General features: G+C 56.5%; 17 protein-coding genes. 6 read left to right on the forward strand and 11 right to left on the reverse strand.

Annotated features, from left to right (window positions below; translation table 11 throughout):
• Positions 1–4 precede the first annotated feature (4 nt).
• On the reverse strand, positions 5–754 hold the full coding sequence (locus tag B5D61_RS21975; RefSeq protein WP_078815595.1) for a YebC/PmpR family DNA-binding transcriptional regulator: 750 nt from the start codon (positions 752–754) through the stop codon (positions 5–7).
• Between the two features lie 321 nt (positions 755–1,075).
• Here B5D61_RS21975 and B5D61_RS21980 point away from each other — a divergent pair, with 321 nt between their 5' ends.
• From B5D61_RS21980 to B5D61_RS21995, 4 genes are all read left to right on the forward strand, one after another.
• Positions 1,076–3,016, forward strand: coding sequence for an NAD(+) synthase (locus B5D61_RS21980; protein ID WP_078815629.1), 1,941 nt, complete (start codon positions 1,076–1,078; stop codon positions 3,014–3,016).
• Positions 3,017–3,107: 91 nt separating this feature from the next.
• On the forward strand, positions 3,108–4,538 hold the full coding sequence (locus B5D61_RS21985) for a glycoside hydrolase family protein (RefSeq protein WP_078815596.1): 1,431 nt from the start codon (positions 3,108–3,110) through the stop codon (positions 4,536–4,538).
• Between the two features lie 108 nt (positions 4,539–4,646).
• Positions 4,647–6,155, forward strand: a complete 1,509-nt coding sequence (locus B5D61_RS21990; RefSeq protein WP_078815597.1) for a peptidylprolyl isomerase — start codon at positions 4,647–4,649, stop codon at positions 6,153–6,155.
• A 29-nt stretch (positions 6,156–6,184) separates the two neighbouring features.
• Positions 6,185–6,526 (forward strand): tetratricopeptide repeat protein, encoded by a 342-nt coding sequence (locus B5D61_RS21995; protein ID WP_078815598.1) that lies wholly within the window; start codon positions 6,185–6,187, stop codon positions 6,524–6,526.
• Between the two features lie 77 nt (positions 6,527–6,603).
• Here the strand turns inward: B5D61_RS21995 and B5D61_RS22000 are convergent, their stop codons facing one another.
• The 3 genes from B5D61_RS22000 to B5D61_RS22010 are packed head-to-tail and all read right to left on the reverse strand — an operon-like array spanning position 6,604 to position 8,335.
• Positions 6,604–6,984: a rhodanese-like domain-containing protein gene (locus B5D61_RS22000; protein ID WP_078815599.1), complete on the reverse strand. Its 381-nt coding sequence runs from the start codon at positions 6,982–6,984 to the stop codon at positions 6,604–6,606.
• Between the two features lie 44 nt (positions 6,985–7,028).
• A complete protein-coding gene (locus B5D61_RS22005; RefSeq protein ID WP_078815600.1) occupies positions 7,029–7,598 on the reverse strand; it encodes a hypothetical protein in 570 nt (189 codons plus the stop codon).
• Between the two features lie 14 nt (positions 7,599–7,612).
• The gene (locus tag B5D61_RS22010; RefSeq protein ID WP_078815601.1) at positions 7,613–8,335 is read right to left on the reverse strand and encodes a superoxide dismutase; all 723 of its coding nucleotides are present in this window, start codon (positions 8,333–8,335) and stop codon (positions 7,613–7,615) included.
• A gap of 104 nt (positions 8,336–8,439) precedes the next feature.
• On the opposite strand from B5D61_RS22010, the gene trmB reads away from it, so the two are divergent.
• On the forward strand, positions 8,440–9,027 hold the full coding sequence (gene trmB / locus B5D61_RS22015; protein WP_078815602.1) for a tRNA (guanosine(46)-N7)-methyltransferase TrmB: 588 nt from the start codon (positions 8,440–8,442) through the stop codon (positions 9,025–9,027).
• 82 nt (positions 9,028–9,109) lie between these two features.
• Positions 9,110–12,928: an ATP-dependent RNA helicase HrpA gene (hrpA, locus tag B5D61_RS26870; RefSeq protein WP_245846585.1), complete on the forward strand. Its 3,819-nt coding sequence runs from the start codon at positions 9,110–9,112 to the stop codon at positions 12,926–12,928.
• A 9-nt stretch (positions 12,929–12,937) separates the two neighbouring features.
• Here hrpA and B5D61_RS22025 read toward each other — a convergent pair whose 3' ends face one another.
• The 7 genes from B5D61_RS22025 to B5D61_RS22055 all read right to left on the reverse strand — a co-directional run bounded on the left by B5D61_RS22025 (position 12,938) and on the right by B5D61_RS22055 (position 25,735).
• Positions 12,938–14,632, reverse strand: coding sequence for a PPC domain-containing protein (locus B5D61_RS22025; protein WP_139373424.1), 1,695 nt, complete (start codon positions 14,630–14,632; stop codon positions 12,938–12,940).
• Positions 14,629–15,957, reverse strand: a complete 1,329-nt coding sequence (locus tag B5D61_RS22030; protein ID WP_078815604.1) for a DUF1501 domain-containing protein — start codon at positions 15,955–15,957, stop codon at positions 14,629–14,631. The genes B5D61_RS22025 and B5D61_RS22030 overlap by 4 nt, the downstream gene beginning before the upstream one ends.
• A gap of 26 nt (positions 15,958–15,983) precedes the next feature.
• On the reverse strand, positions 15,984–18,167 hold the full coding sequence (locus tag B5D61_RS22035; RefSeq protein ID WP_176159612.1) for a DUF1549 and DUF1553 domain-containing protein: 2,184 nt from the start codon (positions 18,165–18,167) through the stop codon (positions 15,984–15,986).
• Between the two features lie 29 nt (positions 18,168–18,196).
• Entirely contained in the window at positions 18,197–19,522 is a 1,326-nt protein-coding gene (locus tag B5D61_RS22040) for a c-type cytochrome domain-containing protein (RefSeq protein ID WP_078815606.1), read from the reverse strand.
• A complete protein-coding gene (locus B5D61_RS22045) occupies positions 19,519–20,982 on the reverse strand; it encodes a DUF1501 domain-containing protein (protein ID WP_078815607.1) in 1,464 nt (487 codons plus the stop codon). The genes B5D61_RS22040 and B5D61_RS22045 overlap by 4 nt, the downstream gene beginning before the upstream one ends.
• A 42-nt stretch (positions 20,983–21,024) precedes the next feature.
• Entirely contained in the window at positions 21,025–23,676 is a 2,652-nt protein-coding gene (locus B5D61_RS22050) for a PSD1 and planctomycete cytochrome C domain-containing protein (RefSeq protein WP_078815608.1), read from the reverse strand.
• An 85-nt stretch (positions 23,677–23,761) separates the two neighbouring features.
• Positions 23,762–25,735 (reverse strand): ATP-binding response regulator, encoded by a 1,974-nt coding sequence (locus tag B5D61_RS22055; protein WP_078815609.1) that lies wholly within the window; start codon positions 25,733–25,735, stop codon positions 23,762–23,764.
• Between the last annotated feature and the right edge of the window lie 3 nt (positions 25,736–25,738).

Genomic DNA, 25,738 nt, shown 5'->3' on the forward strand with positions numbered 1-25,738 from the left:
ATGGTTAGGACAGTTCATCGGCGATCTCGTCCGCGATTTCGAAGTTCGCGTGGACGTTTTGCGTATCGTCGTAGTCATCGAGGATGTCGTAGAGCTTGATCAAGGCACGCCCGATCTCGACATCAGTGATGGTCACTGTGGTGCTGGGTTGATAAATCAGTTTCTGAGATTTGGTCGTCAGCCCCTTCTCACGCAGGGCGGATGCCACCTGAAAAGTTTGTTCGGAGGCGGTGTAAAAAATCCACTCATCATCTCCGTCCTGGACGTCGTCCGCACCTGCTTCCAGGGCGATTTCGGTGGCTTCGTCTTCACTCATGCTGCCCTTGTCCACGCGAATTTCGCCACGCCGTGTGAAAAGGTAGGCCACACTGCCTGCATCAGCAAACGTGCCGCCGTTTTTACCGAAAAGCACCCGCAGGTCATTGGCGGCGCGGTTTCGGTTATCCGTCACCACTTCCACCATCATGGCCACACCGCCGGGGCCATAGCCTTCATAGGTGATCTCTTCAATCGCCGCACCTTCCAACTCTCCTGCGCCTTTCTTGATGGCGCGCTCGATGTTGTCATTCGGCACATTTGCAGCACGCGCAGCCAGGATGGCCGAGCGGAGGCGAGCGTTGAGATCGGGGTTGGAGCCACCGTTCTTCGCGGCGACGGTGAGTTCTTTGGAAAGCTTGCTGAAGACCTTGCCACGCTTCACGTCCACCACGGCCTTGATGTGCTTGACCTTGGACCACTTGTTATGTCCTGCCATGTTGCGATGTCTGGGTTGGGGAAAATGGAAGGGGCTCTGGCGCTTCGCAGACGGCGAGTCCCTTGTGGGAGATAGGAATGGAATTTGGGGGAATGAGCGGCCTTGCCGCGGTGTCTGCTCAGTTACAGGCCGAGACCTGTCGCAGGATGGATTTCGTGAGCCTTGGCTTTTTGAAATCACAGCTCCAATCGCCGGAGCAGTCACCAGTGTTCACCTGATTGAGAGAACCAGGAACAAGGGGAGTTTGAGGGAGGGAGAGGCGAGATGCAAGGTGTTTTTTTCTTCGATGCCTGCTCGCAGAGACATGCTATCGTCCTTTCTATGCCCAACCCACCCCTCCCCAGCAGCCTCCGAGAGCAATACGGTTTCGTGCGTGTCGCGACCGTATCTCCCGAGCTGACACTTGGGGATGTCGCGTCCAATGTCGCCGTTTTGAAAGGCGAAATGCAGCGCCTCGCGCAAGAGGGTTGTCGGCTTATCGTTTTTCCTGAACTGAGCCTAACAGGCTATTCCTGCGCTGATCTTTTTTACCTGCGCACGCTTCAGCAGCAAGCCCTCGCAGGCGCTCAGGAGTTGGCTGAAGCCAGCTCGGGCCTGGGTTGCTGCCTCATTGTCGGCCTTCCCTTGGCAGTGCAGGGGCGCCTTTACAATGTAGCTGCGGTCATCGCGGCGGGTGAGATTCTCGGCTTTGTTCCCAAAACCTTTTTGCCCAACGCAGGTGAGTTTTATGAACGGCGCTGGTTTTCCCCTGCAGAGACGCTGACGTCAGGTCACACAGACGATGGCACCCCGATCGGCACGGATCTGCTCTTTGAGGCCACGGACCTGCCTGGCTTTGTGGTGGGGGTCGAGATTTGTGAAGATTTATGGACTGTCATTCCGCCCTCCAGCCACGCGGCTGTCGCCGGGGCCACGCTTTTAGCCAATCCCTCCGCCAGTAACGAACTGCTGGGCAAGGTTCATTACCGTCGTACCCTAGTCACTCAGCAAAGCGCACGCTGTCTGGCTGCTTATGTTTATGCCGGAGCGAGCGCGGGAGAATCCAGCACGGATACCGTTTACTCGGGACACGGCATCATCGCCGAGAATGGAATGCTCTTGAGCGAAACCGAGCGCTTCAGTTTTGACACACGTTCGGTTATGTCCGATGTGGATCTTCAGCGCCTGGAGCATGAGCGGCTGCGGAGCACGGCTTTCAGAGATGCGGCCGCCACGAAGTCATTCACCCATGTCACCTTTCATCTCGGTGATCATCGTGGCCCTGCCCATGACGGCCTTAGGCGCCCGATCTCAGCGCATCCCTTTGTGCCTCCCGCAGGGGTGAATCGCACTGCGGTGTGCGAAGAAATCTTTGCCATCCAAGCCACGGGCTTAGCACGCCGCCTGCGCCAGACGAAAAGCAAGACGGCCGTCTTAGGTCTGTCCGGCGGCTTGGATTCCACGCTGGCGCTGCTGGTGATGATCGAAGCTCTGAAGAGAGCTCAGATGCCGCGGGAGGCAGGTCTCACCATCACCATGCCCGGGTTTGGCACCACGGCCCGGACCAAAGGCAATGCCGAGAAACTCGCCGAAGCCCTGGGCATTCCCTTGCGCACCATCCCCATCGGCCCCGCCGTGGAGCAGCATTTCAAGGACATCTCCCACCCACCAGGATTGCACGACGTCACGTATGAAAACGCGCAAGCACGCGAACGCACTCAGGTGCTCATGGACGTGGCCAATCAAACGGGAGGCATCGTTGTCGGCACCGGAGATTTATCCGAGTCGGCCTTGGGCTGGTGCACCTTCAATGGCGATCACATGTCCATGTATCACGTGAATGTCGGGGTGCCGAAAACCCTGGTGAAATACATCATCGAATGGTGCGCTACGGAGCTCTATGCAACTGAAGCAGGGGCTATCCTGCATGATATCATCGACACGCCGATTTCCCCTGAGCTCCTGCCTGTTGGAGCGGATGGGAGTCTGGAGCAGAAAACCGAAGATACCGTGGGGCCTTACGAGTTGCATGACTTCTTCCTCTTCCATTTCGTGCGGCATGGATGCGGCAAAGCCAAGATCCTCTACCTCGCCGAGCAAGCCTTCAGTGATAAATACCCCATTGAGGTGATCGAGCGCTGGCTGACGGTCTTCCTGCGCCGTTTTGTGCAGAGTCAATTCAAGCGCTCCTCTATGCCCGATGGTCCTAAAGTGGGCACGGTGGCCCTCTCCCCACGTGGTGATTGGCGCATGCCCAGCGATTACTCCGGCACGGATTTTTGATCCTGATGGATGCGTTTATTGGTTAGCCGTTTTCTACTGAAAACAGGCTTCGCAAAGCTGACTCGAACGGTTCCGTTTATAGACGGAACGTATGAAGGTCTGCACGCTCCTGATTCCATCCCTTGTCTGGCTCTGGCCCGGCCTCGCTGCCACGGCGGCTGAGCCGATCTCCCTGGGTTCACGCCTGGAGTTGTTTGTCGATCCCTACCTCATCGAAAGTCTGACACAGACCTCACTGAAGCTGCATGAACCGGTGAAGGCCCCGCGTCCTCAGTCTCCCCTTCCCGTTCAGCACATGATGACGGTGATCAAGGATGGCGATCTGTTCCGGGCCTGGTATCGCGGCAGTGACTCAAACTACAAAGGCCCCTTTCACAGCGGTCATCCAGGCGAGATCATCCAGTATGCCGAGAGCAAGGATGGCCATGAATGGACCTTTCCCAAGCTGGGCTTGCACGAAGCGAACGGCAGTCGGGATAACAACGTGATCCTGGCGAACATGCCGCCCTTTCTCACGAACTTCATGCCCTTCCTCGATAACCGTCCTGGCATCCCGAAGGAAGAGCGTTACAAGGCCTTGGCGGGTTATCCTGGCCCTGGAGATAAACGCGGCACGACACAACCTGGGCGAGGCTTGTTCGCCTTTGTTTCCCCTGACGGCATTCATTGGACAAAGAAACACGAAGCCATCCCTTACCGCCCCGAATGGCGACACGCTTTCGATTCTCCCAATGTCTCGTTTTGGTCGGAGGCCGAGCAAAAATACGTCTGTTACTTCCGCACCTGGAGTGAGCCGGATCGGCTGCGCACCATCAGCCGCAGCACATCACCGGATTTCATCACCTGGAGTCCGCCAGCCGCCATGCAGCCCAATCAACCCGGAGAGCATCTCTACACCAGTATGACGCATCCCTATTTCCGCGCACCGCATCTCTACATCGCGCTTCCTACCCGCTACGTGCCTGGAGTCGGTGAAAAGAAAGGCAGTGAGACCACCAACAACGTCACGGACGTGCTCTTCATGACCAGCCGAGCGGGAACCGAGGCCTTTGACCGTACTTTTAAAGAAGCCTTCATCCGGCCGGGTCTCGATCCCAACCGCTGGGTCAATCGGGCCAATTACGTCGCCTGCAATGTCTTGCCCACAGGTCCGCAGGAAATGTCCATCTATCATCGCAGTGGTGACCGCTACACGCTCCGCACCGATGGTTTTGCATCCGTTCACGCGGGGGCTGAGGAGGGAGAGTTTCTGACCAAACCGATAACTTTCACAGGCCGAACCCTCATCCTCAATTTCAGTGGGAGCGCCGTGGGTCAGCTTCGAGTCGAGATTCAAGACGTGCACGGCACTCCCATCCCTGGCTTTTCCTTGGCTGATTGTGAACCGGTCACGGGAGATCAAATCGAACTCCCTGTACGCTGGAAGAACGGCCAGGACCTGGCAAAGCTGGCGGGGCAGCCCATTCGATTGCGGTTTACCCTTCGAGACAGCGACCTGTTCTCCCTCCGATTTCGCCAATAGGAGGCATTCCCCAATGGGGGCCCCGTCACAATCTTAGGTTCTTGATTTTCCGGTTGCCCTTGGGAGGGCAGCGGCTTAGTTGCGCGCCCGTTTCACCTTCCGCCAGCCATGCTCGAATTTTTCCGCCGTCATCGTGGGGCTTTCCTCATCACAGTCACCGTGATCATCATCATTAGCTTCTCCGTCTGGGGCGGCTGGAAGCGGAGTGATCACACTCAAGTCGGCCAACCTACCGACACCGCCTTCACCATCTATGGGCGCAATTACACCATCGCTGAAGCCCAGCGTCTGGAGCGTCGCATGAACATCATCTACATGCTGCAGATGTTCGATCTGATGAGCGGCCTGTCTCGTGCCGGTGGTGACGACTCCCGCGGGGGTAACTTCATCCTGAACCAAATCGTGCTTCAGCATGAAATGGAATCCATGGGCATCCATCCTAGCGATGCGGAAGCTAAAAACGCCCTGATGAAGCTCCCTGCCATGCAGGAAAACGGCAGCTTCAGTGAGCAGCGCGCCTACACCGTCGAACAGACCCTGGGCTCCTATGGCTTTAGCAGTGCCGATATGCTGGAAGTGGTGAAGCTGAGCATCGGCTACAATAAGCTGAAAGACCTAGTGGGAGGTAACTACACCGCCGGTCCTCTGGAAGCAGAGAAAGCCTACGCCAGTGAATATCAGACGCTGAAGGTCAACACCATCGAGTTCAAACTCGAAGACTTCAAAAAGACTGCCGAAGTTAAGGACGAAGACATCCAGAAATATTACGACGAAAACAAAGACAATTACAAGACAGCCGGGAAGCGTGCGATCAGCTACGTCCACTTTGAGGATCCTAAAGACCTCGACAAAAAGCCTCTCGAAGAGCGCCAGAAGCTGCAGCAAGCAGTGGTGGAACGCGTCAATAAATTCAACGACGCCAGCATTGCCCCAGGAGCGAAATTTGACGAGATCGCCAAAACCCTCAAGGAGACCGTGCTGAAGGCCGACCTCTTCACGAAAGACGCAGCCCCAGAAGCTCTCAAATCCGAGCGCGAACTGGTGGACGCCATCTTCGCTAACAATCCCGAAGCTCGCCCCATCAGCGACCCGGTCAAAGGCAGCAACGGTTATTATATCTTCGCCGTCACCAAGGTCGAAGAGCCGAAGCAGCAGGAACTCGCTGAAGTGAAGGACAAGGTCAAAGAAACGCTGGTGGCTCAGAAAGCCCAAGAAGCCTTGGCCAAAGCCGTCAATGATGCCCGCACGGCTCTGGCGGATGGCTTGAAAGCAGGCAAGAAGATCGCCGATCTGGCCAAGGAAAAGAAACTGACCCTCTCCCCTGTGACTGAGATCACCGTGGCAGAACCCGCCCAGGACGTCGCCAACGGCTACCTGATCGCTCGTCAAGCCCAGGACGTGGCTGCCGGTGAACTGAGCAAGGTCATCGATACCGACAGTGGTTCTCTTCTCGTCTATGTGACGGCCAAAGAACTGCGCAAGCGGGACGATAGCGCCAACCTGCGCGACAACCTGGGCAACAGCCGTGCCGACCAGGAGCGCACCCGCCTTTTCGACGCTTGGTTCAACCGCCGTCGCGAAGAGTCCAAAGCCAAAATGCTGATCACCCAAGCCTAATCAGGCAGTGATTCAGGGAGTTTATTTCCATGAGTGATTCACTCCCGATTGAAGATCTTCTCGATGAAGCCAACGGTCACCTGGCCGTTGGTGAATTGAGCGAAGCCATCGCTCTTTACCGTCAATGCGTGGCTCTGGACCCCCAGTTTTTTGACGGGTGGCAAGCTCTCGGCATGGCTCTCCTGAAAACCGGCGAGATCAAAGAAGCCATCGGTGCAGGTCTCATGGCCACCACCCTACGTCCCAACGATCTCCTCGCCTGGACAGGACTTTCTCAAATGTATGTGCGCAATGGCCAGATCGCCGAGGCGGAAGACGCCAAAGGCAAGGCGCGCATTCTATCTCTGGGTGGTAAGGTGGTGAAGGAATAAGGACGCCCCAAGACAGCTCAAAACAACAAGCCGCACTCCTGGTGCGGCTTGTTGTTTTGAGGGGCTGGCTGTTCCTGTTATTTTTCCACCGGCTTGCCTTTCTCCTGCCACTCACTCATACCGCCTTTGAGGTGGTAGATTTCGTTAAAGCCAGCCTGCTCTAACTTGGGAAGAGAACGCGTGCTGCGCCCTCCCGCTTGGCAATGGACCAAGACGGGTTTGGTTTTATCGAGCTGCGCCAGCTTCTGGGCAAAGTCTTTACTCATGATATCGACGTTCTTCGCCCCCTTGATGTGACCTTCCTTGAACTCCTCTTCCGTCCGCACATCCAGCACGGTCACTTCGGATTTCGAGATCAGTTTCTCTGCTTCATCTGGGGTGACGTCTTTAACCTTATCAGCCGCCATCAGCAGAAAGGGGCAAAGACACAAGATCGCGATAAAAAGAGAGCGTTTCATGACGGGGATACGCTTCGAGAGCGTAACAATCCTCACCGAATCCTTCAAGAAGCCGCCGGACGAATCTCGACGCCCATGCGTGCCAGCCTGGAATACAGTCGGCGCTTTGCCAACAGGGGCCACCAACGATAGAGGTAAATCTCCAAAGGACGCCACATGGCCACCCAACCAACGATCGTTAGCCCTTCTCGAAGGAAGCTACTCGTTTTAGCCAAGAGTGGCGGCCACAGGGAAGCGATCCCCTCGGCCGTCGTCGGAATGAAAAGGATCAACGCAGCCTGACAGAGAGCCAGGAAGGTGAGCCCGACCAGCAGAGAGATCCTTCCCTCTTTCATGAGCTGGCGAAACTCCCTCCAGAGCAAATCAGCCCGGTAGGCAAAGTAATGCCGCACCGACTCCTGCACCGACGGGACGGACGTAGAGTCCCCCGGCGAGAGTGGCGACGTTAAATGAATGATCAGGCGCAGTTCCTCATCCCGTGGATGCTCCTGCGCCCAACTCACGATGAACTGCTCAGCGTCATGATCGAGATCACGTTCATGGAATGGCGAAGGGTCCATTGAATTGAACAACTGCGCCAACTCCGTGAGCTTAACCTCGATCAAGGCTGCCATAGGAGATGCCTCAATCAGGCCTTAGCCGCTGAATAACCTTTGGCAACGGCATCCCAGTTCACCACGTTCCACCAGGCGCTGACATAGTCGGGGCGCTTATTCTGATACTTCAGATAGTAAGCGTGCTCCCAGACATCCAGACCCAGGATCGGTGTCCCCAGATCGCTGTCTGCAACCACGCCTTTCATGAGCGGGTTATCCTGATTCGGAGTGGAGGTCACTGCCAGCTTGCCGTCGGCTTTGACGATCAGCCAAGCCCAGCCGGAGCCAAAACGCTTCGCGGCAGCCTCGCTGAAAAGTTTTTTAAAGTCGTCCACACTGCCGAAGCTGCTCTGAATGGCCTCGCCCAGCTTGCCTTCAGGGGCTGTCGCACCACTGCCTGCTGGGGCCATCCACTGCCAGAACCAGGTATGGTTCACATGACCACCGCCATTGTTGCGCACAGCTGTCTGCACGGCCTCGGGCAGCTTTGAAATGCCACTGATCAGTTCCACCACGTTGGAGGTCTCCAGCTTGGCTTCATCCAGGGCTTTCTTCAGGTTGGTGATGTAGGCCACGTGATGCTTGCCAAAGTGAATGTTCATGGTCGTGGCATCAATGTGCGGCTCCAGAGCTTCCGGAGGGTAAGGCAGTGGGGCCTGATCAAGAGTGATGCTGGTAGCGGCCTGAGCTCCAGTGCTGAGAAGAGAGCCTGCAACTGCGGCCCCGGTAGTGGTGATGAAAAAGCGGCGGTTCATGGTCAGTTGGAATGTCTCGAAGGTTCAGACAGACGGATGAAGACTGTCTTGATATACGGATTACGTTGCAGAGTGATGAATGTCACGACTCATTTGTAATCGTAATGTCCCTCTTTATTCCGCCTGATTATTTTCGTGAATTGCAAGCCAGTGAAGTCTTTGCCGATACCTCCCGCCCCCTCGAGGTCGATCTGGGCAGCGGCGAAGGCACCTTCCTCCTCGGGATGGCTGCGCAGTTTCCAGATCGTCAGTTTTTAGGTGTCGAGAGAATGCTGGGACGCGTGTCCAAAACCAGCCGCAAAATCAATCGCAGAGGTCTGGATAATGCCAAAGTCATGCGAGTGGAGAGCGGCTACGCGGTCGGCTGGCTGCTGCCCACCGCTGGTGTCTCGCGCCTGCACTTACTCTGTCCTGACCCATGGCCCAAAAAACGCCACGCGGCTCGACGTCTGGTGAATCAGGACGAATTCCTCACTGGCCTAGCTCGCATTCTCAAACCAGGCGGTGAGTTTTTGCTGAAAACGGATGACCGCGTTTACTTTGAAGACGCCCTCGCCAGCCTGGGTTCAAGGCCGGAATTCGAGGCTCTGGACTGGCCCCAAGACGCGTTCTTTTATCCCACCACAGATTTCGAGCAGCACTGGCTTGAGAGCGGACGCTCCATCCACCGGGCACGCTGGCGGCGCCTCTAGATCCCCTGTGGACGGTGCGCGGCATTTGCTCACAGCCCATTTATCGGCATGTTAGGTGCCCCTCCAACGTCCCTTCCCGATTTTGATCCGTTACCCCGCAGACCTCCCCATCACTGCGCGTCGTGAAGACATCCTCACGGCCATCCGCAACAGCCAAGTCGTGATCCTTGCGGGGGAAACGGGCTCAGGCAAAACGACCCAATTACCCAAAATGTGTCTGGAGGTGCTGGGAGAAAATCCCGGCATGATCGGCTGCACCCAGCCTCGGCGTGTCGCCGCCATGAGCGTCTCCAAACGGGTGGCGGAGGAACTCGACGTGACCTGGGGCCGCCAAGTCGGCTGCAAAATGCGCTTCAGTGACGACACGAGCCGCGACACGCGCGTGAAGTTCATGACGGACGGCATCTTGCTGGCCGAGATTCAGAGTGATCCCCTGCTCCGTGCCTATTCCATGCTGATCCTGGATGAGGCTCATGAACGGTCCCTCAACATTGACTTTTTGTTAGGCTATCTCAAAAGCCTTCTCACCAAACGCCCCGACCTGAAACTGGTCGTCACTTCCGCCACGATTGATACCGAGGCCTTCAGCGCTCACTTTGGCAATGCTCCGATCATTGAGGTGTCCGGGCGACTCTATCCCGTGGAGATCCGCTATCAACCGGTAGGTGAAGATGACGAGGACCCCAGCCATATCGAAGCAGCGGTAAGCGCGGTCGAAGAGGTGCTGATCGAGACCAGTGATGGCGACGTCTTGGTATTTATGCCCACCGAGCGCGATATCCGCGACACCCGAGATCTCTTGGATGGGCGTCTGGGTAAAGGCATGGAGGTCTTGGCATTGTTTGGCCGCATGGCCGCTCACGAGCAGCAACGCGTCTTCTCTCCAGGTTCCAAACGCCGAGTCATCGTCGCCACCAACGTGGCGGAGACCTCCATCACGCTTCCCCGCATCCGCTATGTGGTGGATACGGGACTGGCACGCATGAGCCGCTACAATCCACGCACGCGCACCAAACGCCTGCCTGTGGAGGTCATCAGCCAGAGCAGCGCCAATCAACGTGCCGGACGTGCCGGACGTCTTCAGGATGGGGTGTGTATCCGCCTCTACGAAGAGGAGGACTTCAATAAACGACCTCGCTTCACTCAGCCAGAAATTCAGCGCTCGAACTTAGCTGAAGTCATCCTTCGGATGAAGGCCTTTAAGTTAGGCGAGATCGAGACCTTTCCTTTCATCAATCCTCCCGTCAGTGCGGCCATCCGTGCAGGCTACGACCTCCTCCACGAACTCGGAGCTCTGGGGGAAACCCATGAGATGACCCCGACAGGACGAGAATTAGCCGCGCTGCCGCTGGACCCGACTCTTGGCCGCATGCTGCTCCAGGCCCGCCAGGAACACTGCCTGGAGGACATGCTCATCATCGCGGCAGGTCTCAGTATCCCCGATCCGCGTGAACGTCCCGAAGAGAAACGAGAGCAAGCCCAGGCCGCTCACAAACGCTTCGCCACGCCTGAATCTGACTTTCTCGGCCTGATCAAGATCTGGCGGGCAATGCCAGAACCGGAAAGCACTGGCAAAAACGCACTGCGTAAATTCTGTAAAGCCAACTTCCTGAGCTTTACCCGCATGACGGAATGGCGGGATGTCTGGCAGCAATTGCGGGACACCTTCCGTGAAGACCGTCGAGCTGCCCATCAAGCATCCTCGGCAGCTTCGCCGCCCTCTCCAGTCGCTAAAAAAACCGCTAGTGCGCCCCAAGCCGCTTCGAATTCGCCCTGGGACAAAGTCACGGTGAAGGAGAGCGAGCCAGATGAGGAGCAGGCCAACCAACAAGCGCTCCATCGCTGCATCCTCGCCGGTCATTTGGGGCACATCGCCACACGTCTCGAACGCAACCTCTACAAAGCCGCCGGCAACCGCGAGGTTACAGTGTTCCCAGGTTCCCACCTCTATGAACGCCGCGAGAAGCAGGGCGGCAAACCGGGCCAAGAGAAAACCCGCCAGCCTTTGTGGATCGTTGCGGGAGAAATCGTTCAGACCTCTCAGCTCTTCGCCCGCACTCTGGCTCGGATTGATCCGCAGTGGGCCGCAGAACTGGGAGCCCATTTGCTGGAGCGCCGCTACAGTGAACCTCATTGGAGCGCTAAAGCCGGGCGCGTGCTCGTGACAGAGCGACTGCTCCTGCATGGCTTGGAGGTCAAACGCCAACCGATTGACTTCGGTAAGATCGATCCCATCGCCGCCACCCAGTTGTTCATTCGCGGGGCCTTATTGGAGGGCACCACCCATCTGCCGCATCGCTTTTTCCAGCATAACCAGAAGCTTCGCGATCGTCTGGAGGCCGCTCTGACTCGTGTGCGCAGCAGCCGTGTCTATGCCGTCGAGGAGCATCTCTTCGAGTTCTACCGGGCCCGGCTCCAGAACATCTCGTCCGTGCATGATCTGAATAAGCTGGTGAATGCCCGCGTTCGCGAAGAGCCCGGGTTTCTCTGCGCGCGCGAGGAAGATCTCACCGGGGGAGACGATCTCTCATGCGATCTCCAGATGTTTCCCGATACTGCGCCGGTAGGGAATGCCGTGCTGCCGATCACCTACGCCTATAAACCCGGCCAAGAGGACGATGGCGTCACGGTCCAGGTGCCGCTGCCCATGGCGGAACATCTGACCAGCGGGCAAGTGCTGTGGATGGTTCCCGGCTTGCGCGAGGAGCAAATCCTCACCTTGCTTCGTGCTCTCCCGAAAAACGTTCGGCGTGAACTCTTACCCCTCGAAGCTCGAGCCCGTGAGATCGTTCGTGACTTCAATCCGGGACGTGAAGATTTCCACGGAGCCCTCGCAATCTTTCTTCGCCAACGCTACCGTTTAGAAGTCCAGGCCAGCGACTGGAACGAGCAGTCTCTGCCCGATTACCTCAAACCTCGCGTCGAAGTCATCGCTCAGGGAAATAAGACCGTGCTGACCAGTCGCGATCTCGACAGCATTCGTGAAACCGTGCGTAAGCAGGAGCGCAAGTCGAGCCGTTGGGACGAGGTGGCCAAACGTTTCGAAGATTATGCTCTTACCACTTGGTCCTTTGGCGACTTGCCGGAAACCTTGCAGGTCGAGGTGATCCATAACGTCCCTGTGCTGGGTTACCCAGGACTCAAGCTTCGGGACGATGAGGTGGATATCCGTCTTTTCAAAACACCTGCCGAGGCTCTTCAGCACAGTCCAGCAGCGGTTCGTAAACTCGCTGAAAACTGGTTAGGCAAGGATCTAGCTTGGCTGCACAAAGAGTTGCGCGTACTGGATATCAAACCCGTAGCCCAGAAAAACTTTAGCTTTCAAAGTGGTCTGGCAGCTTTGGGCTCATCCGCCGCTTCACCATCGGCTTCCTCACAAGAGAATCGCTCCGAGGCTGCCTATCATCACATCCTGGCGCATGTCTTGCGCCTAGATCCATTGCTACCTCTAAGCCAAAAGCGCTTTCTGGAGATGTGCGAGCGCGCCAAGCGTGACTTACCCGCCATCACCCATCGAGTGCGTGAGCTGCTGAAACAAATCGATGATCTCAGGACCAAAATCCTGGCCTTCCCTCGGCGTTATGCGGGGTTGGAACAAGACGTCAATCGGCTGGTTCCCGCCAATCTTCTGACAGCGACTCCCCACACTCAGCTCCAGCACCTTCCTCGCTACCTCAAAGCCATTCTTCTTCGCGCCGAGCGAGCTTCCAACAACCCCGCCAAAGATCTGGAGAAAGCCGCCTACATTCAAGACTTCAATGGCTGGGAACAGGAAGTGAGCGAGGCCAATCGCGAAGCGTTCCGCTGGCTATTTGAAGAATACCGAGTCTCCGTCTTTGCCCAAGAACTTGGCACCGCCCAACCTGTCAGCGTAAAGCGCCTGGAAGCCCTTTTAGGGTGATGGGACCTTTCAGTCTCGCTTCGGTTTGACCGTCACCCACACCTGGGACGTTGTATCGAGGAGCGAGGTGCCCCGCTGATTTTCACCCCGTAGTGCTCCTTGGGCAACATGCATTTGGGCCCCCTCTCCCCCAGTCCAGACCTCCACTTGGATCGGCTGTCCACTCGCAGGAGCATTCACGGCGGCGTGAATCTTCAGCTCAACTTCTCCATCTTTGTCTGGCACGGTTACGTCGGGGGCATGCACACCCACAGGCAAGCCAGAGGCTCGAACGACCAAAGGAGCTTTGAATCCATTCAGACGCTTGATTTTTGCCTTCAAACTGACTGTTTTCCCGGCCTCTAGCAGTAGGGCCTTGACGTCAACCAGATCCACTTGGAAGTCGGGTTCAGGGGGCCTCACCTCCAACACATAAGCATGTTGGGCGCTGCCCTGATGCATCAGATCCTCCACCACGATTTGATGCTGCCCCTCGCTCGTTGCCGTCCAGGTCAAAAGTGGATCACGGTTCAGCTCGCTGACGTCATCACTGGAAGTCATCACCTTTCCATCTGGAGTTTCCACTGAGACGATTGCATCCAAAGGGAGTCCCAATTGTTTGGCCCAGATTCTTGCCTGAAGCTTCTGCCCCTTTTTCATTTCCACGGCGTAGCGATCCACATCTCCCTTCGTCTGAATCACGCCGCTGGCATACACGGTCGTTATGGAAGTGGCTTGTTCACGGCTGTCATTCGGTTCCTTTTCAAGGATCGGAGCCTCAGATGTTACCACCGCCTGGAGAGGCAATACGGCCGCTGGAGGCGTCAACTGAACCCATGGTTCGAACACCTGAAGCTCATTCGGTGAATAACTGTATTTGCTCTGGCTGGCCGGAATATCTGGACCTGCGAGAGTGACGTCATGTTTACCCTGCCTGCTCACGACTGGCGGAAATAGGTGCGTCGCCACCGCACTTCGGGTCAGGTGAAGACGATACACCACCGACGCACCGCCGGTAAACCGGACATCTGCCACCGGCGGATGGGCAAAACCCGCGAGTTGCACCGTATAGAGCCCCGCTGCGGGGGCCTTGAAAGCCAATGAGGGGTCTAAGTTACGCCCATCACTGGCGGTCAAAACACGAATCCCCTTTTCATCTATCACATGAGCCAGCATATCCACACCGGAACCTAGCGCATACGCTTCAACCACGGCCGTGAGCGTTTGCCCAGCATCTAAGCGCACGGCATAGCCATCCACATCTCCACCTTTATCGAGGCGACCATTGATGCAGATCGGTAATTTCGTCACCTCCTGAGATTTACCCAACTCATCGTTAGGCTCATTTTCAAGCATCTCAGCAAACGATCCGATGCTAAACCACCGAGGCTCTGAAGCTCCCTCATCATTGATGGCACGAACGAGATACAAGCCAGGCTTCGTTTGATCCGACACCGTTGCCCGCCACTCCTGTTTACGCCCAGTCGGCATGAAGAAGACCCCTGGAGCATTGGTCCAGAGTCGGCATTCAGCTCCCACCTTCCCGGTCACCGAGACCTCAAAGCTGGAGCCCTTTTGCCCTCCTGCGGGGAAGAGTGCCTCCATTCTCGGCGCATCGGCTAAGACTGCCTGAGTGTGCCCACCCAGACAGTAAACGCCGATGATGCCTTTGATCCAACCGGGGAGAATCACTCTCCAGACTCTCGTCACGACTCTGTTCTTCACACGAATAGCTCCTTGATCAGCTTGCCGCCATTCACCAGTTGCAGGGGGCGACCCGTGTTGGTGTGCAGAACCTGGTGCGGATCGATCCCCAATTTGGTGTAGAGAGAGACCGCAAAGTCTTCAGGCGAATAAATGTTTTCGGCAGCGTAGTAGCCCTTGGGGTCGGTGGCTCCCACCACTTGTCCGCCAGGGATGCCCGCACCTGCCATCAGCACACTCATCGCGCCCGGCCAATGATCCCGACCGGAATCCTTATTCACCTTCGGCGTGCGGCCAAACTCACCCAAACAAATGACCAGCGTATTGTCCAGCATCCCGCGCTGGTCGAGGTCAGTGATCAATCCATTCAATCCTTGATCCAGCTTGTCGGCAAACCCACCTTTGAAAGTTTTAAAGATATCACGATGATGATCCCATCCGCCCCAATAGGCGACGGTGAAAGAGACGCCCACCTCAGCCAAACGGCGCGCTAGAAGCAAGCGTTGGCCGAAGTCATTTTCACCATAGAGCTTACGTGTGGCTTCAGATTCCTTGCTCAGATCAAAAGCCGCCTGAGCTGTCGGAGAAGTGACAAGCTCAAGCCCCTGCTGATAAAACTGGTCGAAACCCACCGTCGGATCTTCAGCCGCCTTATCAGTAATGCGCTTGAGGTTATCCAGCGAGGCTCGCAGGCGATTCCGACTCATGGCTCGCCCCTCGCTGATCTCTTGTGGGATGGCCACATCACGCACACGGAAGGACTTGCTGTTGGGATCTCCTCCAATCACAAATGGCGCGTGCTGGGCTCCGAGGAAATTCGGACCTCCAGAGCGCGAGGCCGCAGGCAGACTCATGTAAGCCGGCAAGCCACCGCGAATACCGCGCTCATGAGAAACCATGGAGCCGAACGATGGATGAAAGCTTACAAATGCCCCACACCCCACGGGCACCGGAGTGGGGGATCCCGTCATTAAATAATGATTTCCTCCACCGTGATTGGGATCCTTGTGACAGATGGAGCGAACGACCGTGAACTTGTTAAAGCTTTTGGCCAGCCGAGGCAGGGTTTCGCTGAAATGAACCCCCGGCACGCACGTGGGGATGGATTTGAATTCCCCCCGGATCTCTTTGGGAGCTTCAGGCTTAGGATCGAATGTCTCGTAATGCGATGGACCTCCATCCAACCACACCAGGATACAATTGATCTGATCAGGGCTCAGTTTGCCACGTGCCTGAGCCGCCTGGGCACGCAGAGCCAGAATATCCGAGAAAGCGATCCCACCCAGCGCGGCAAAGCCTGTCTGGAGGAAATCTCGGCGGCCAAGGCCATTGCAATTATACTTCATGGGTGACGCAGGGTGCGAGCGAAGGGTTAGTGATTGAAAACAAATTCCGCCGAGTTGATCAACGCCCACGCCAGATCCTCGATAGCGATCTCACGCGTGCTACCTGGTTGGGAAAAGAATTGAAGAGCTGTTTTAAGTTCCTGATCGGTCGGTAACCGGTTGTAGGCCGCCAAGTAGATCTCCGTCACCACTTTGGGCTCAGGCAAGTTTCCCTTGGCCAGAGCCTTCAGCTTCCCAGAAGGGCTGCTCAGCTTGGTCTGAAGACTGTTGGAATTCATCAGATGCAAAGCCTGCACCACACTGGATTTGCGATCTCTCTCACAAGGGCATTCCTGACTCGCATTCGGTCTTCCAAAAGCATCCAAGAAATCGCTATCAAGCTCGTGATTCCATGTCTGCACGGCCCGCGAGTTCGGCGGCAGACCACTGAAAGCATCCCGAATACCCGTCAAATCGCTGACTGCATCTAGAAGCACCTCGGCACTGAGGCGTCGCTTGAGACTGTGCGAGAAGTTTTTGTTATCCGCCAGATTACTGTCATTGGGCTGGGAACTCAGTTGATAGGTTCTTGAGTTCACAATCGTGCGCATCAGGTGTTTCAAATCATAACCGTGCGAACTGAAATCATGCGCCAGCCACTCCAGCAAGTCTTCGTTGGTGGGTGGGTTAGACACCCGAAAATCATCCACGGGATCGACGATACCTCGGCCAAGGAAGTCGGACCAAATGCGATTGACGATGGCTTTGGCAAAGAACGGATTGTCACTGCTGGCCATCCAGTCGGTTAATGCCACCCGTGGGTCTTGCCCTTTCACATACGGCATTTCCGGACCGTCCGGCGGTTTGGGCACCATCACAGCATCGGTCACCGGGTGAGTCACCTCGCCTTTGCCGCCATACCACCAATATTCAGGCTCCCCCGAGATTGGCGCGGAGATCGCCTGCCCCTTACGTTTCATCTGACCAAAGAAGGCCGCGAGTTGATAATAATCCTCCTGGGTCCACTTCTCGCTCGGATGGTGGTGACACTTGGCGCAATCCAACCTCACTCCCAGAAAGATCTGACTGACGAACGAACTGGCATCGATCGGCTCTCGCTTATCACGTAGCACCGCTACAGGTCCATACTCGTGGGAACTTCCTTCAGCCGTCAAAAGCTCACGAACCATCTGATCGTAAGGCTTGTTCTGACGGAAACTGTCACGAAGCCACGCATCCAACAGATAGACCGGCTTCACACCGACGCGAGATGGGTTAGGCCGGATCAGATCCCCCCATTTGACAGCCCAGTGGTCAGCGTAGTTAGGGTCACGCAAAAGTTCATCCACCAGACGCTGACGTTTGTCTGTCCGTAGATCAGCAATAAAACGCCGTGCCTGATCTCCCGTTGGCAAGCGCCCAACCAAATCCATGGAGACGCGCCGCAAGAACTCTTCATCCGTGCAAGTGTCTGACGGTAAGATCCCCAGCTTTTGGTGTCGGGCATAAACCAATCGATCAATCTCGTTGTTCACGGGTAACTTCGCATACAACTCCGTTGGCAGAGCCTTCTCGGTAGGCACAGTCACACGCGCCACATCTACGAAGCCCATGTAGCGCACCACAATCACACCCTCACCGCTGACGCTTCCAACCTCGACTCGCCCAAGCTCATCCACATCAGCGACTTCCTTGTCTTGGGATAGATAATCACTCAGAGCCGTGACATCCCGCTGAGTGCCGTCTGAAAACTTAGCCATCACCTTGAGCTGCTGCGTCTCCGCTTTCCGATAGTTTTTCTCACGTGGCTCCACCTGCACTTGGGCTAGCTGGGGTTCGCCGGGAATCTCCATGGGCATTCCAGCTCGAATCCATGCCACGGTGTAGCGATACGCCAGACTGTCTCGTTTGATCCGGGCTCCACCTTCATGAGGCACCTCTCCCGTCGCTTTTTTTAACAGCAGGCTTTCCTCAGGTGCCGCAGGAAAGACTCGGCGACCACGATCATCACGCACAATCTCATGATAGTCATGCTTGGGATCGTATCCGAATACGGACAGCTTAAAGTTGTTCTGCCCTTCAGGTTTAGCGTGGCAATTCCCCGCCGCACAGCCCGCCTTCATGAGATGTGGCATGACATCATGAACGAAGCTGACAGGCTTCTCCTGGGCCCAGCCTTGGCTGGCTGCGAGAGCCACCAGCATAGGGTTGAGCAGAGAAAGCCGAATCATAAGCCACATACGCATCATCGTTCGGATTCTTATCGTTGTTCGTTAGGCCACATCAAGACACCGGCAGGTTTGCCACCCCCATCCCAGATATGGACATTGCCTTCAAAACTCCCGGCATAGATCCACTTCGAGTCATCCGTGATCACCACGGAAGTGAGAGATTCATTCACGGAGGTCAGTTTGAGGGTCTTGCCCGTCTCGCTGCGCTGAGCTCCATCGTGCTTCTTTAATTCCGAATGGACGCTGCCACTGCCTTTATCGGTCACGATCACCAAGGACTTGCCGTCAGGCGTCCAGGCGGCCCCTGTAAACACCATCTTCTTATCCCCCAAGGTGACATCTTGCTCGCGACTTGAGACATCCCACACCTTAACCTCACGATCCGCCCCTGCGGTCGCAATCTGAGTCGCTTCTTTGTTAAAGGCGACCGAGAGCACATGATTCGTATGACCTTCGTAAGAAGCCATCAATGCGTGACTTTCAGCATCCCAAAGCCGGGCCAATTTATCCGCACCGCCACTGAGCAAACGGTCCCCACGGGATGACAAGCGCAGGGCTAACACATTGTCTTCATGAGCCTTCCAAGTGGCCATCAGTTTCCCTGACTGAAGATCGAACTTCCGGATAAATCCAGCTCCTCCGGCTTCTCCATCAGCGGCGAACAAGTGGGCCTGAGTCGCAGCCACTGCCGTGATGTTACCCATCAAGGTGCCTTCCAAAGTCTTGGCCGGCGCCTGAAGCTGCACATCCCAGAGGATGAGTTTTTGGAAACCACCGGAAACAAGATAACGGCCGTCCGATGTCCAAGCCAGCGACTGAATCGCCTCCACGTGGCCCTCAAGCTTGCTCTTCACAGGTCTTTCGGGTCGGGATAGATCGAACACAAACACGGTGGGCCCCCTTGCCACGGCCAGAGACTGATTGTCAGGGGACAGGGCCAACGACAAAACAGGACGATAGGTTTCTGGCAATCCACTTAACTTGACGGGCCTAGGCTTCGGAGCCTCATCAAAAACGGTCGAGTCCCAGACGGCACCTGCATCGATCCAGGCCTTAACCACGGCGACTGCCTCTGAAGACAGGGCTTTTTTCGGCGGCATCTGGGGATCTGCGTCTGGCAGAAGCAATTGATACAAGAGACTTTGCTCCGCCTTCCCGGGCACAATCGCCATGCCGCTATCGCCGCCCTGCATCATCTTTTCATGCGTCGTCAGCAGGAGTCCTCCCTTGGCCTTCCCCGGTTTATGGCAGCCCAGACACTCGTCACGCAAAAGACGTAAGGCAGCCTTAGAGTCAGCCGCTTGAGCTGAAACCAAGAGTCCTACGAGTGCGATCAACAAGTGAGCGATCTTCATGCCAGCAACTCCGACACCACACGTGCAGCGGGGTTTTCGACGAGCACTTGTTCGGTGCCATTTCGCTTGTAGCTGAGCTTCTTGGCATCGAGACCAAAGAGGTGCAGCAAGGTGGCGTGATAGTCATAGTGGTTCACCACCTTTTCCACGGCATGGTGACCAAATTCATCCGTGGCCCCGTGGACATGACCGGCCTTAAACCCACCGCCTGCCACCCACATGCTGAAGCCGTAGGTATTGTGATCCCGGCCCACGGTGGCACGACCGCTGGCACCTGCTCGGTTTTGAATCACTGGCAAGCGCCCCATTTCACCGCCCCAGTGGACGATGGTGGAATCCAGGAGGCCCCGCTGTTTCAGATCCAGAACCAAAGCGGCCGCAGGCTGATCCACCTGCTCACAGGCTTTGGGCAAACTGGTGAGGATGCTGCTGTGATGATCCCAAGTCTGGTTACCCGTGAAGATGGAAACAAAACGCACGCCTCGCTCCACCAAGCGCCGAGCAATCAGGCACCGCTTACCAAACTCTTCGGTAGCCGGTTTATCGATACCGTAGAGCTTCTTCGTCGCTTCACTCTCACCACTGATATCGAGAGCTTCTTTCGCAGCCGTTTGCATGCGAGCTGCCAGTTCGAAACTCTGAATGCGTGCCTCCAAGTCGGTCTCTCCCGGCCGGGCGTCTGCATGCTCTCGATTCAGACGCTGTACAAAATTGAGATAGCGCGTTTGCGCCTCGCCCTTTAGGGACATTGGGGGATCGAGATTGAGAATGCGTGGCTCCTTGGAGCGCACGACGGTGCCCTGGTAAACCGAGGGTAACCAGCCGTTGCTGAAGTTGTCCACGCCCAGCACCGGCAGGCCGCGCGGATCTGTCAAAGCCACGTAGGCAGGTAGATCTTGGTTATCACTGCCCAGGCCGTACGTGATCCAGCTCCCCAGGGTGGGTCTGCCGCCGACGATCTGGCCATTCATCAAGGCATAGATGGACTGACCGTGATTGTTCACTCCGGTATGCATCGAACGGATCAGCGTCATTTCATCCGCGATACTCCCCATGTGGGGCACTAGGTCACTCATCTCGATGCCACTCTCACCCCGCGGGCGGAATTTCCACTGAGGTCCCATCACCTCACGGCTGGCACCTGCCGCATCGTCATACTTCACCTCACCCGGAAAGTCTTTGCCATCCAGCTTCATCAGCTCGGGTTTCGGCTCGAACATGTCAATGTGACTCGGCCCGCCCTGCATGAACATGGAGATCATGGCTTTGGCCTGACCAAAGCCATGAGCAGGTTTGGGAGTGAGATCGAAATGCTGCGGCTGTCCTCCCGCCAAAGCAGGGTTGGCCAGGAGTCCTTCGCGTTGCAGGAGCGATGCCAGAGCAATGCCGCCAATGCCATAAGCACTGCGGTGCAGCCATTCACGACGGCTAAGGGAAGACGCAGGAAGCGTGACACACATAATGAAACAGGGCAAAAAGTTCAGGCAAGAGCGCCATACGGATCAATCCACATACAGGAAGGCATTGGAACTGAGCAAGGCATGACACAGAGCTGCAAGGCCTAACAAAGCAGGATCTGCATCCTTCTTCTCCGGAGCCGCAGCCACGTGCTCCAACTTGGCGGGATGGCTTTTGTAATGCTCCGTCTGAGCCTTGACCAAGGCCATCGCCTCAAGCTGATCCGACATGCTCGGACTGCGGCTAAAGCTGAGCTCCCAAGCACGCTGGACTTGCTTCTCCAAGTCTGGCCCCGCTTCACGCTGCACACGCAGAGCCAGATCCTGTGCATGCTCACGCATGTATCCATTGTTCATGAGCAGCAGACTCTGAGGGCTGACCGTCGTCACCGGACGGCTCGCGCAGTTGGGATCCGTCATGGCCGGTGCATCGAAGGTGGCAAACATCTCCAGCGGTGTGCTGCGGCGAGCCTGCACATAGATGCTGCGCCGATATTCCTCACCCTCCAAAGTGACAAACTTTCCAGTCTGGCGGCCTGCGGCATCACGAGTGTCGATGCCAATGACGATTTGTCCTTCTTCGTTGAAGGTCACAGGAACAGGCTGCCCACCTAACTTAGGATTCAACTTGCCAGAAACAGCCAAGAAAGAATCCCTCAGGGTCTCAGCTTCTAAACGCAGAACATTCATGCGGCTGAGCAGTCGATTATCCGGGTCAATCCGCTCCCGCTCCGCATCCCGTAATGAGGACTGGCGATAGGTGGTGCTGGATAGAATCAAATGATGCAGCTTCTTCAGGCTCCAACCCTGACGCATGAACTCACTGGCCAGCCAATCGAGCAGTTCGGGGTGGCTCGGACGCTCGCCCAATTGGCCGAAGTCATCCGGTGTATTGACGATCCCTTTACCAAAGTGACGCTTCCAAACTTGATTGACGATCACCCGTGCCAAAAGCGGGTGTTTCCCGTCTGTCAGTGAATTGGCAAACGCAAGGCGACGTCCTGTCGTCGGTAAGTTAGACGCTTTTTCTGGCACCTCAATTTCGCGCTGCCCTGCCAAGACGGTGAGGTCACCAGGCTTCACCTTATCCTTAGGCTGCTCGATATCTCCGCGATGGAACACAAAGGTAGCGGGCACCAATTCTGGCTTGAGGGGCAGCTCGTCAAAGGCCTGGAGAAACTCCTCCTTCGGCTTCGTCGCACGGACTGCAGCAGCTTCCTCGGCCATCTTCTTCAAGGTGTCTGCATGCTTGGTCTTATAAGTCGTATCGTAAAGGTAAAGCGAACCAGAGCTCAACTTAGCCACTCGTGGATACTTCTTCAGCAAGGCCAAATGCTCAGGGGTGCGCTTCTTAACCTCCGTGCGATAAGCCGTGCGCAGGGATTCACGGTCTTTTTCCTCGGCCTTGGCCACCTCTTTTTCCAACACTTCCGTGATAAACTCCTCCGTCTTCGCGGCACGCGCTGCATCCAGTTTTTTAGCCTCCACTTCGATCTTATCTCCCGCAGCCCGCTCTTCATCGGTTAATAGCGAGACAAGGCGTCCGTTGGGCACTCTCCACTTCGTCGTATTGAAGCCCGGCTCGAACACTGCCCGCAGACGGTAGTAGTCCGCTTGGCTGATCGGGTCATAACGATGATCATGGCATTGGGCACAGCCAATCGTCATGCCATAGAAGGCCGTGCTGACGATCTTGATGGTATCCGCAATGGTGGAGTTTTGAGCCACCTTATCATTCATCGCACCCGTGCCGTCTGCAGCCATGCGCAAGAAGCCGGTGGCGGTGATCTTCTCGATGGCCTCCGCACTGAGATTCTTATGCGGTTGGGGCACCATCTCATCCCCAGCGATTTGCTCACGCACGAATTGATCGAAGGGTTTGTCCTTGTTGAGCGAGTTGATGACGTAGTCGCGATACTTGTAAGCCCACTTACGCTCCAGGTCCTTGTCCGTGTAGCCGTCGCTATCCGCATAGCCAGCGATATCCAGCCAATGACGCCCCCAGCGCTCGCCATAGGCGGGGCTGGCTAACAAACGCGTGATCGCTTCATCGTAGGCTTGCTGAGGAGCCTTCACATAAGCCGCGACAAAAGCCTGAGCTTCCTCAGGAGTTGGAGGCAACCCCGTCAGATCAAAGCTGAGGCGGCGAATCAAGGTGACAGGGTCAGCTTCAGGAGAGAATGACAATTGGTTAGCCGCTTGTTTATCGGCAATGAAAGCGTCGATCGGATTGGTGATCGCCACTTTCACGGCAGGCACCTTCGGACGTTGGATGGGCTGGATGGACCACCAGGCGCGTTCTTCATCGGTAAAGGCATGCTCAGGCCCAAGCGTCTCGGGCTCCGGGCGGATGGTTTTAGCCCCTTGCGCGATCCATTGCTCAATGAGAGCGATCTCCGTGGCTTTCAGCTTCGATTTGCCTTTCGGCATCTCGCCTGACTGCACCATCTTCAGCAGATGACTCTCTGCAGCCTTCCCAGGCACAATCGCCGGACCTTCATCACCACCTTTGAGGAGAAAGCGCGTGAGGCGCACATCCAGCCCGCCTTTCACCTCTCCTTCCTCACCATGACAATGGAAGCACTGGGCCTTGAGAATCGGGCGGATGTGTTTCTCAAAGGTGATGGTCCCAGACGCGCCAGAGGCAGCGAGCGGGGCCAAGACCAAGAAACTGAGGGATACAGCGAGTGAATGCATCGGAAGCGGGGGAGCAGCGTAATCTACGCCGTCCGCCTCGCTTTTTATAATCCTGGGTTAGACTTGGTCACATTAGGATGTCTTTTCAGCCCAAAAGTGCGGCCAACTTCTCCCGGATCGCTTCGACCGTAAAAGGTTTCTGGATAAAGGCTGTAGGCACCCCCTCCTCCAGCAAGTCCAGAGCCTGGTGGGAGGAGTAGCCGCTCATCATGATGATAGGCAGGCGCGGCATGCGCTCGCGCACTAGCTTATAGACTTCACGACCATCCAAATTCGGCATGGTCAGATCCAGCAAGACCACACGGTAGTTCACCGCCTGGCGCAGGATTTTCTCCAGGCCGCGCATGCCGTCCTCTGCCAGCTCGACCTGGAACCCGAGGTGACAGAGCACCGCGTGGGCCGCAGCACGGATGGCGGCTTCGTCATCGACAATCAAGGCATGCCCTGTCGCCAACCAACCGGAGGATTCATGATAGGACGGTGGAGTCGGCATCTCGGGTTCCACCAAAGCCGGGAGATAGATGCGGAATGTGCTGCCCGCACCGGCGATACTCTCCACCGCGAGGTCTCCACCATGGCTACGGATGATGCCCAGCACGGCGGCTAAGCCGAGCCCACGACCGGTAAACTTAGTGGTGTAAAAGGGATCAAAAATCCGGGCCTGCACATCCTGGGGCATGCCTTCACCGGTATCCTTGACCTCGATCATCAGGTAATCTCCTTCGGGCAAGGTGTTACCACTCCGGCAGAGATCGAGTTGGGCCTGCGGCACATGTAGGTAGCGGGTCTTCAGCTTGATCTTGCCGGGCAGATCTTGCAGGGATTCAGAGGCATTGATCACGAGGTTCATGATCACTTGCTGAAGCTGGCTGCGGTCGCCCTGGACCTTGGGCACCGTCTCACCGAGATCGAGTGAGAGCAGGGCTTTCTTACTGATGGCCGTGGTCAGGAGCTGAATGGTATCCCGAGTGAGTAAATTGATGCACAAGGGCTCCTTAACCACTCTGCTCTTCCCTGCATAGGCCAGCATCTGGCTACAGAGTTCCGCAGCCCGCTCTGCCGAGCCCTGAATGTCCATCAGGCTTTTCATCACGGGGGAGTCCTTGGTCACATAGGTCTTAGCCAGGGATGTGTTCATGGTCACCACCGTCAGCAGATTGTTAAAATCATGAGCGATGCCCGCTGCCAAGACGCCAAGGCTCTCCAGGCGTTGGGTCTCCTGCATCTTGGTTTCCAAACGTCGCCGCTCTTCCATGATCTGGCGGCTCTGCGTGCAATCCCGGAAGACGATCACACAACCGGTGATCTGGTTTGCATCGTCGCGTATGGGCGAGATGCTGTCGTCCACCGGGATGCGCCGACCTTCACGGGAGCGGAGATACTTCCCCTCGCCCAGGTGAATGGTCACCCCCGTGCGCATTGCTTCGGAGTAAGCGGCAAAGGTTTCATTCACCTCCGCCTCACCGTAAACCGGATAAATCTCCTCCAATAGACGCCCCACGGCTTCTGACTTGGTCCAGCCGGTCACCATCTCCGCGAGAGGATTGATCAAAGTGACACAGCGCTGGTCATCGGTCGCAATGATGCCGTCTCCGATGCTGCTCAGCGTGGTTGACAGCCAACGTTCCACCTTGTGCAAGCGCGTCTCTGCCCGGTGCCGGTAGAGCGCCATCTCAATCGTTGCTCGCAGCTCCCTCTCATCAAAGGGCTTCAAGACATAACCAAAAGGTTCGGCCTGCCCCGCACGACGCAGAGTCGTCTCATCCGCGTGAGCGGTAACAAAGACCACCGGCACATCGGAGACTCGGCGCAGGGCACTGGCCACATCCACACCATCCACCCCGTCCCGCAGATGGATGTCCATCAGCACGAGGTCCACCGCTTGGCCCGTGATGGCTGTCAGAGCTTCCTCGCCACTATCCGAGATCCCACAGACGACATAGCCCATTTTCGTGAGCCGCTCTTCCAGATCCATGGCCACGAGACTCTCATCCTCCACCACAAACACCCGCAAAGGTTCAGAGGCGGAGGGCGCAGCATCGCGGGAGACAGACATCATAGG

This window comes from Prosthecobacter debontii (assembly GCF_900167535.1).
In the GTDB taxonomy this organism is placed as follows: domain Bacteria; phylum Verrucomicrobiota; class Verrucomicrobiia; order Verrucomicrobiales; family Verrucomicrobiaceae; genus Prosthecobacter; species Prosthecobacter debontii.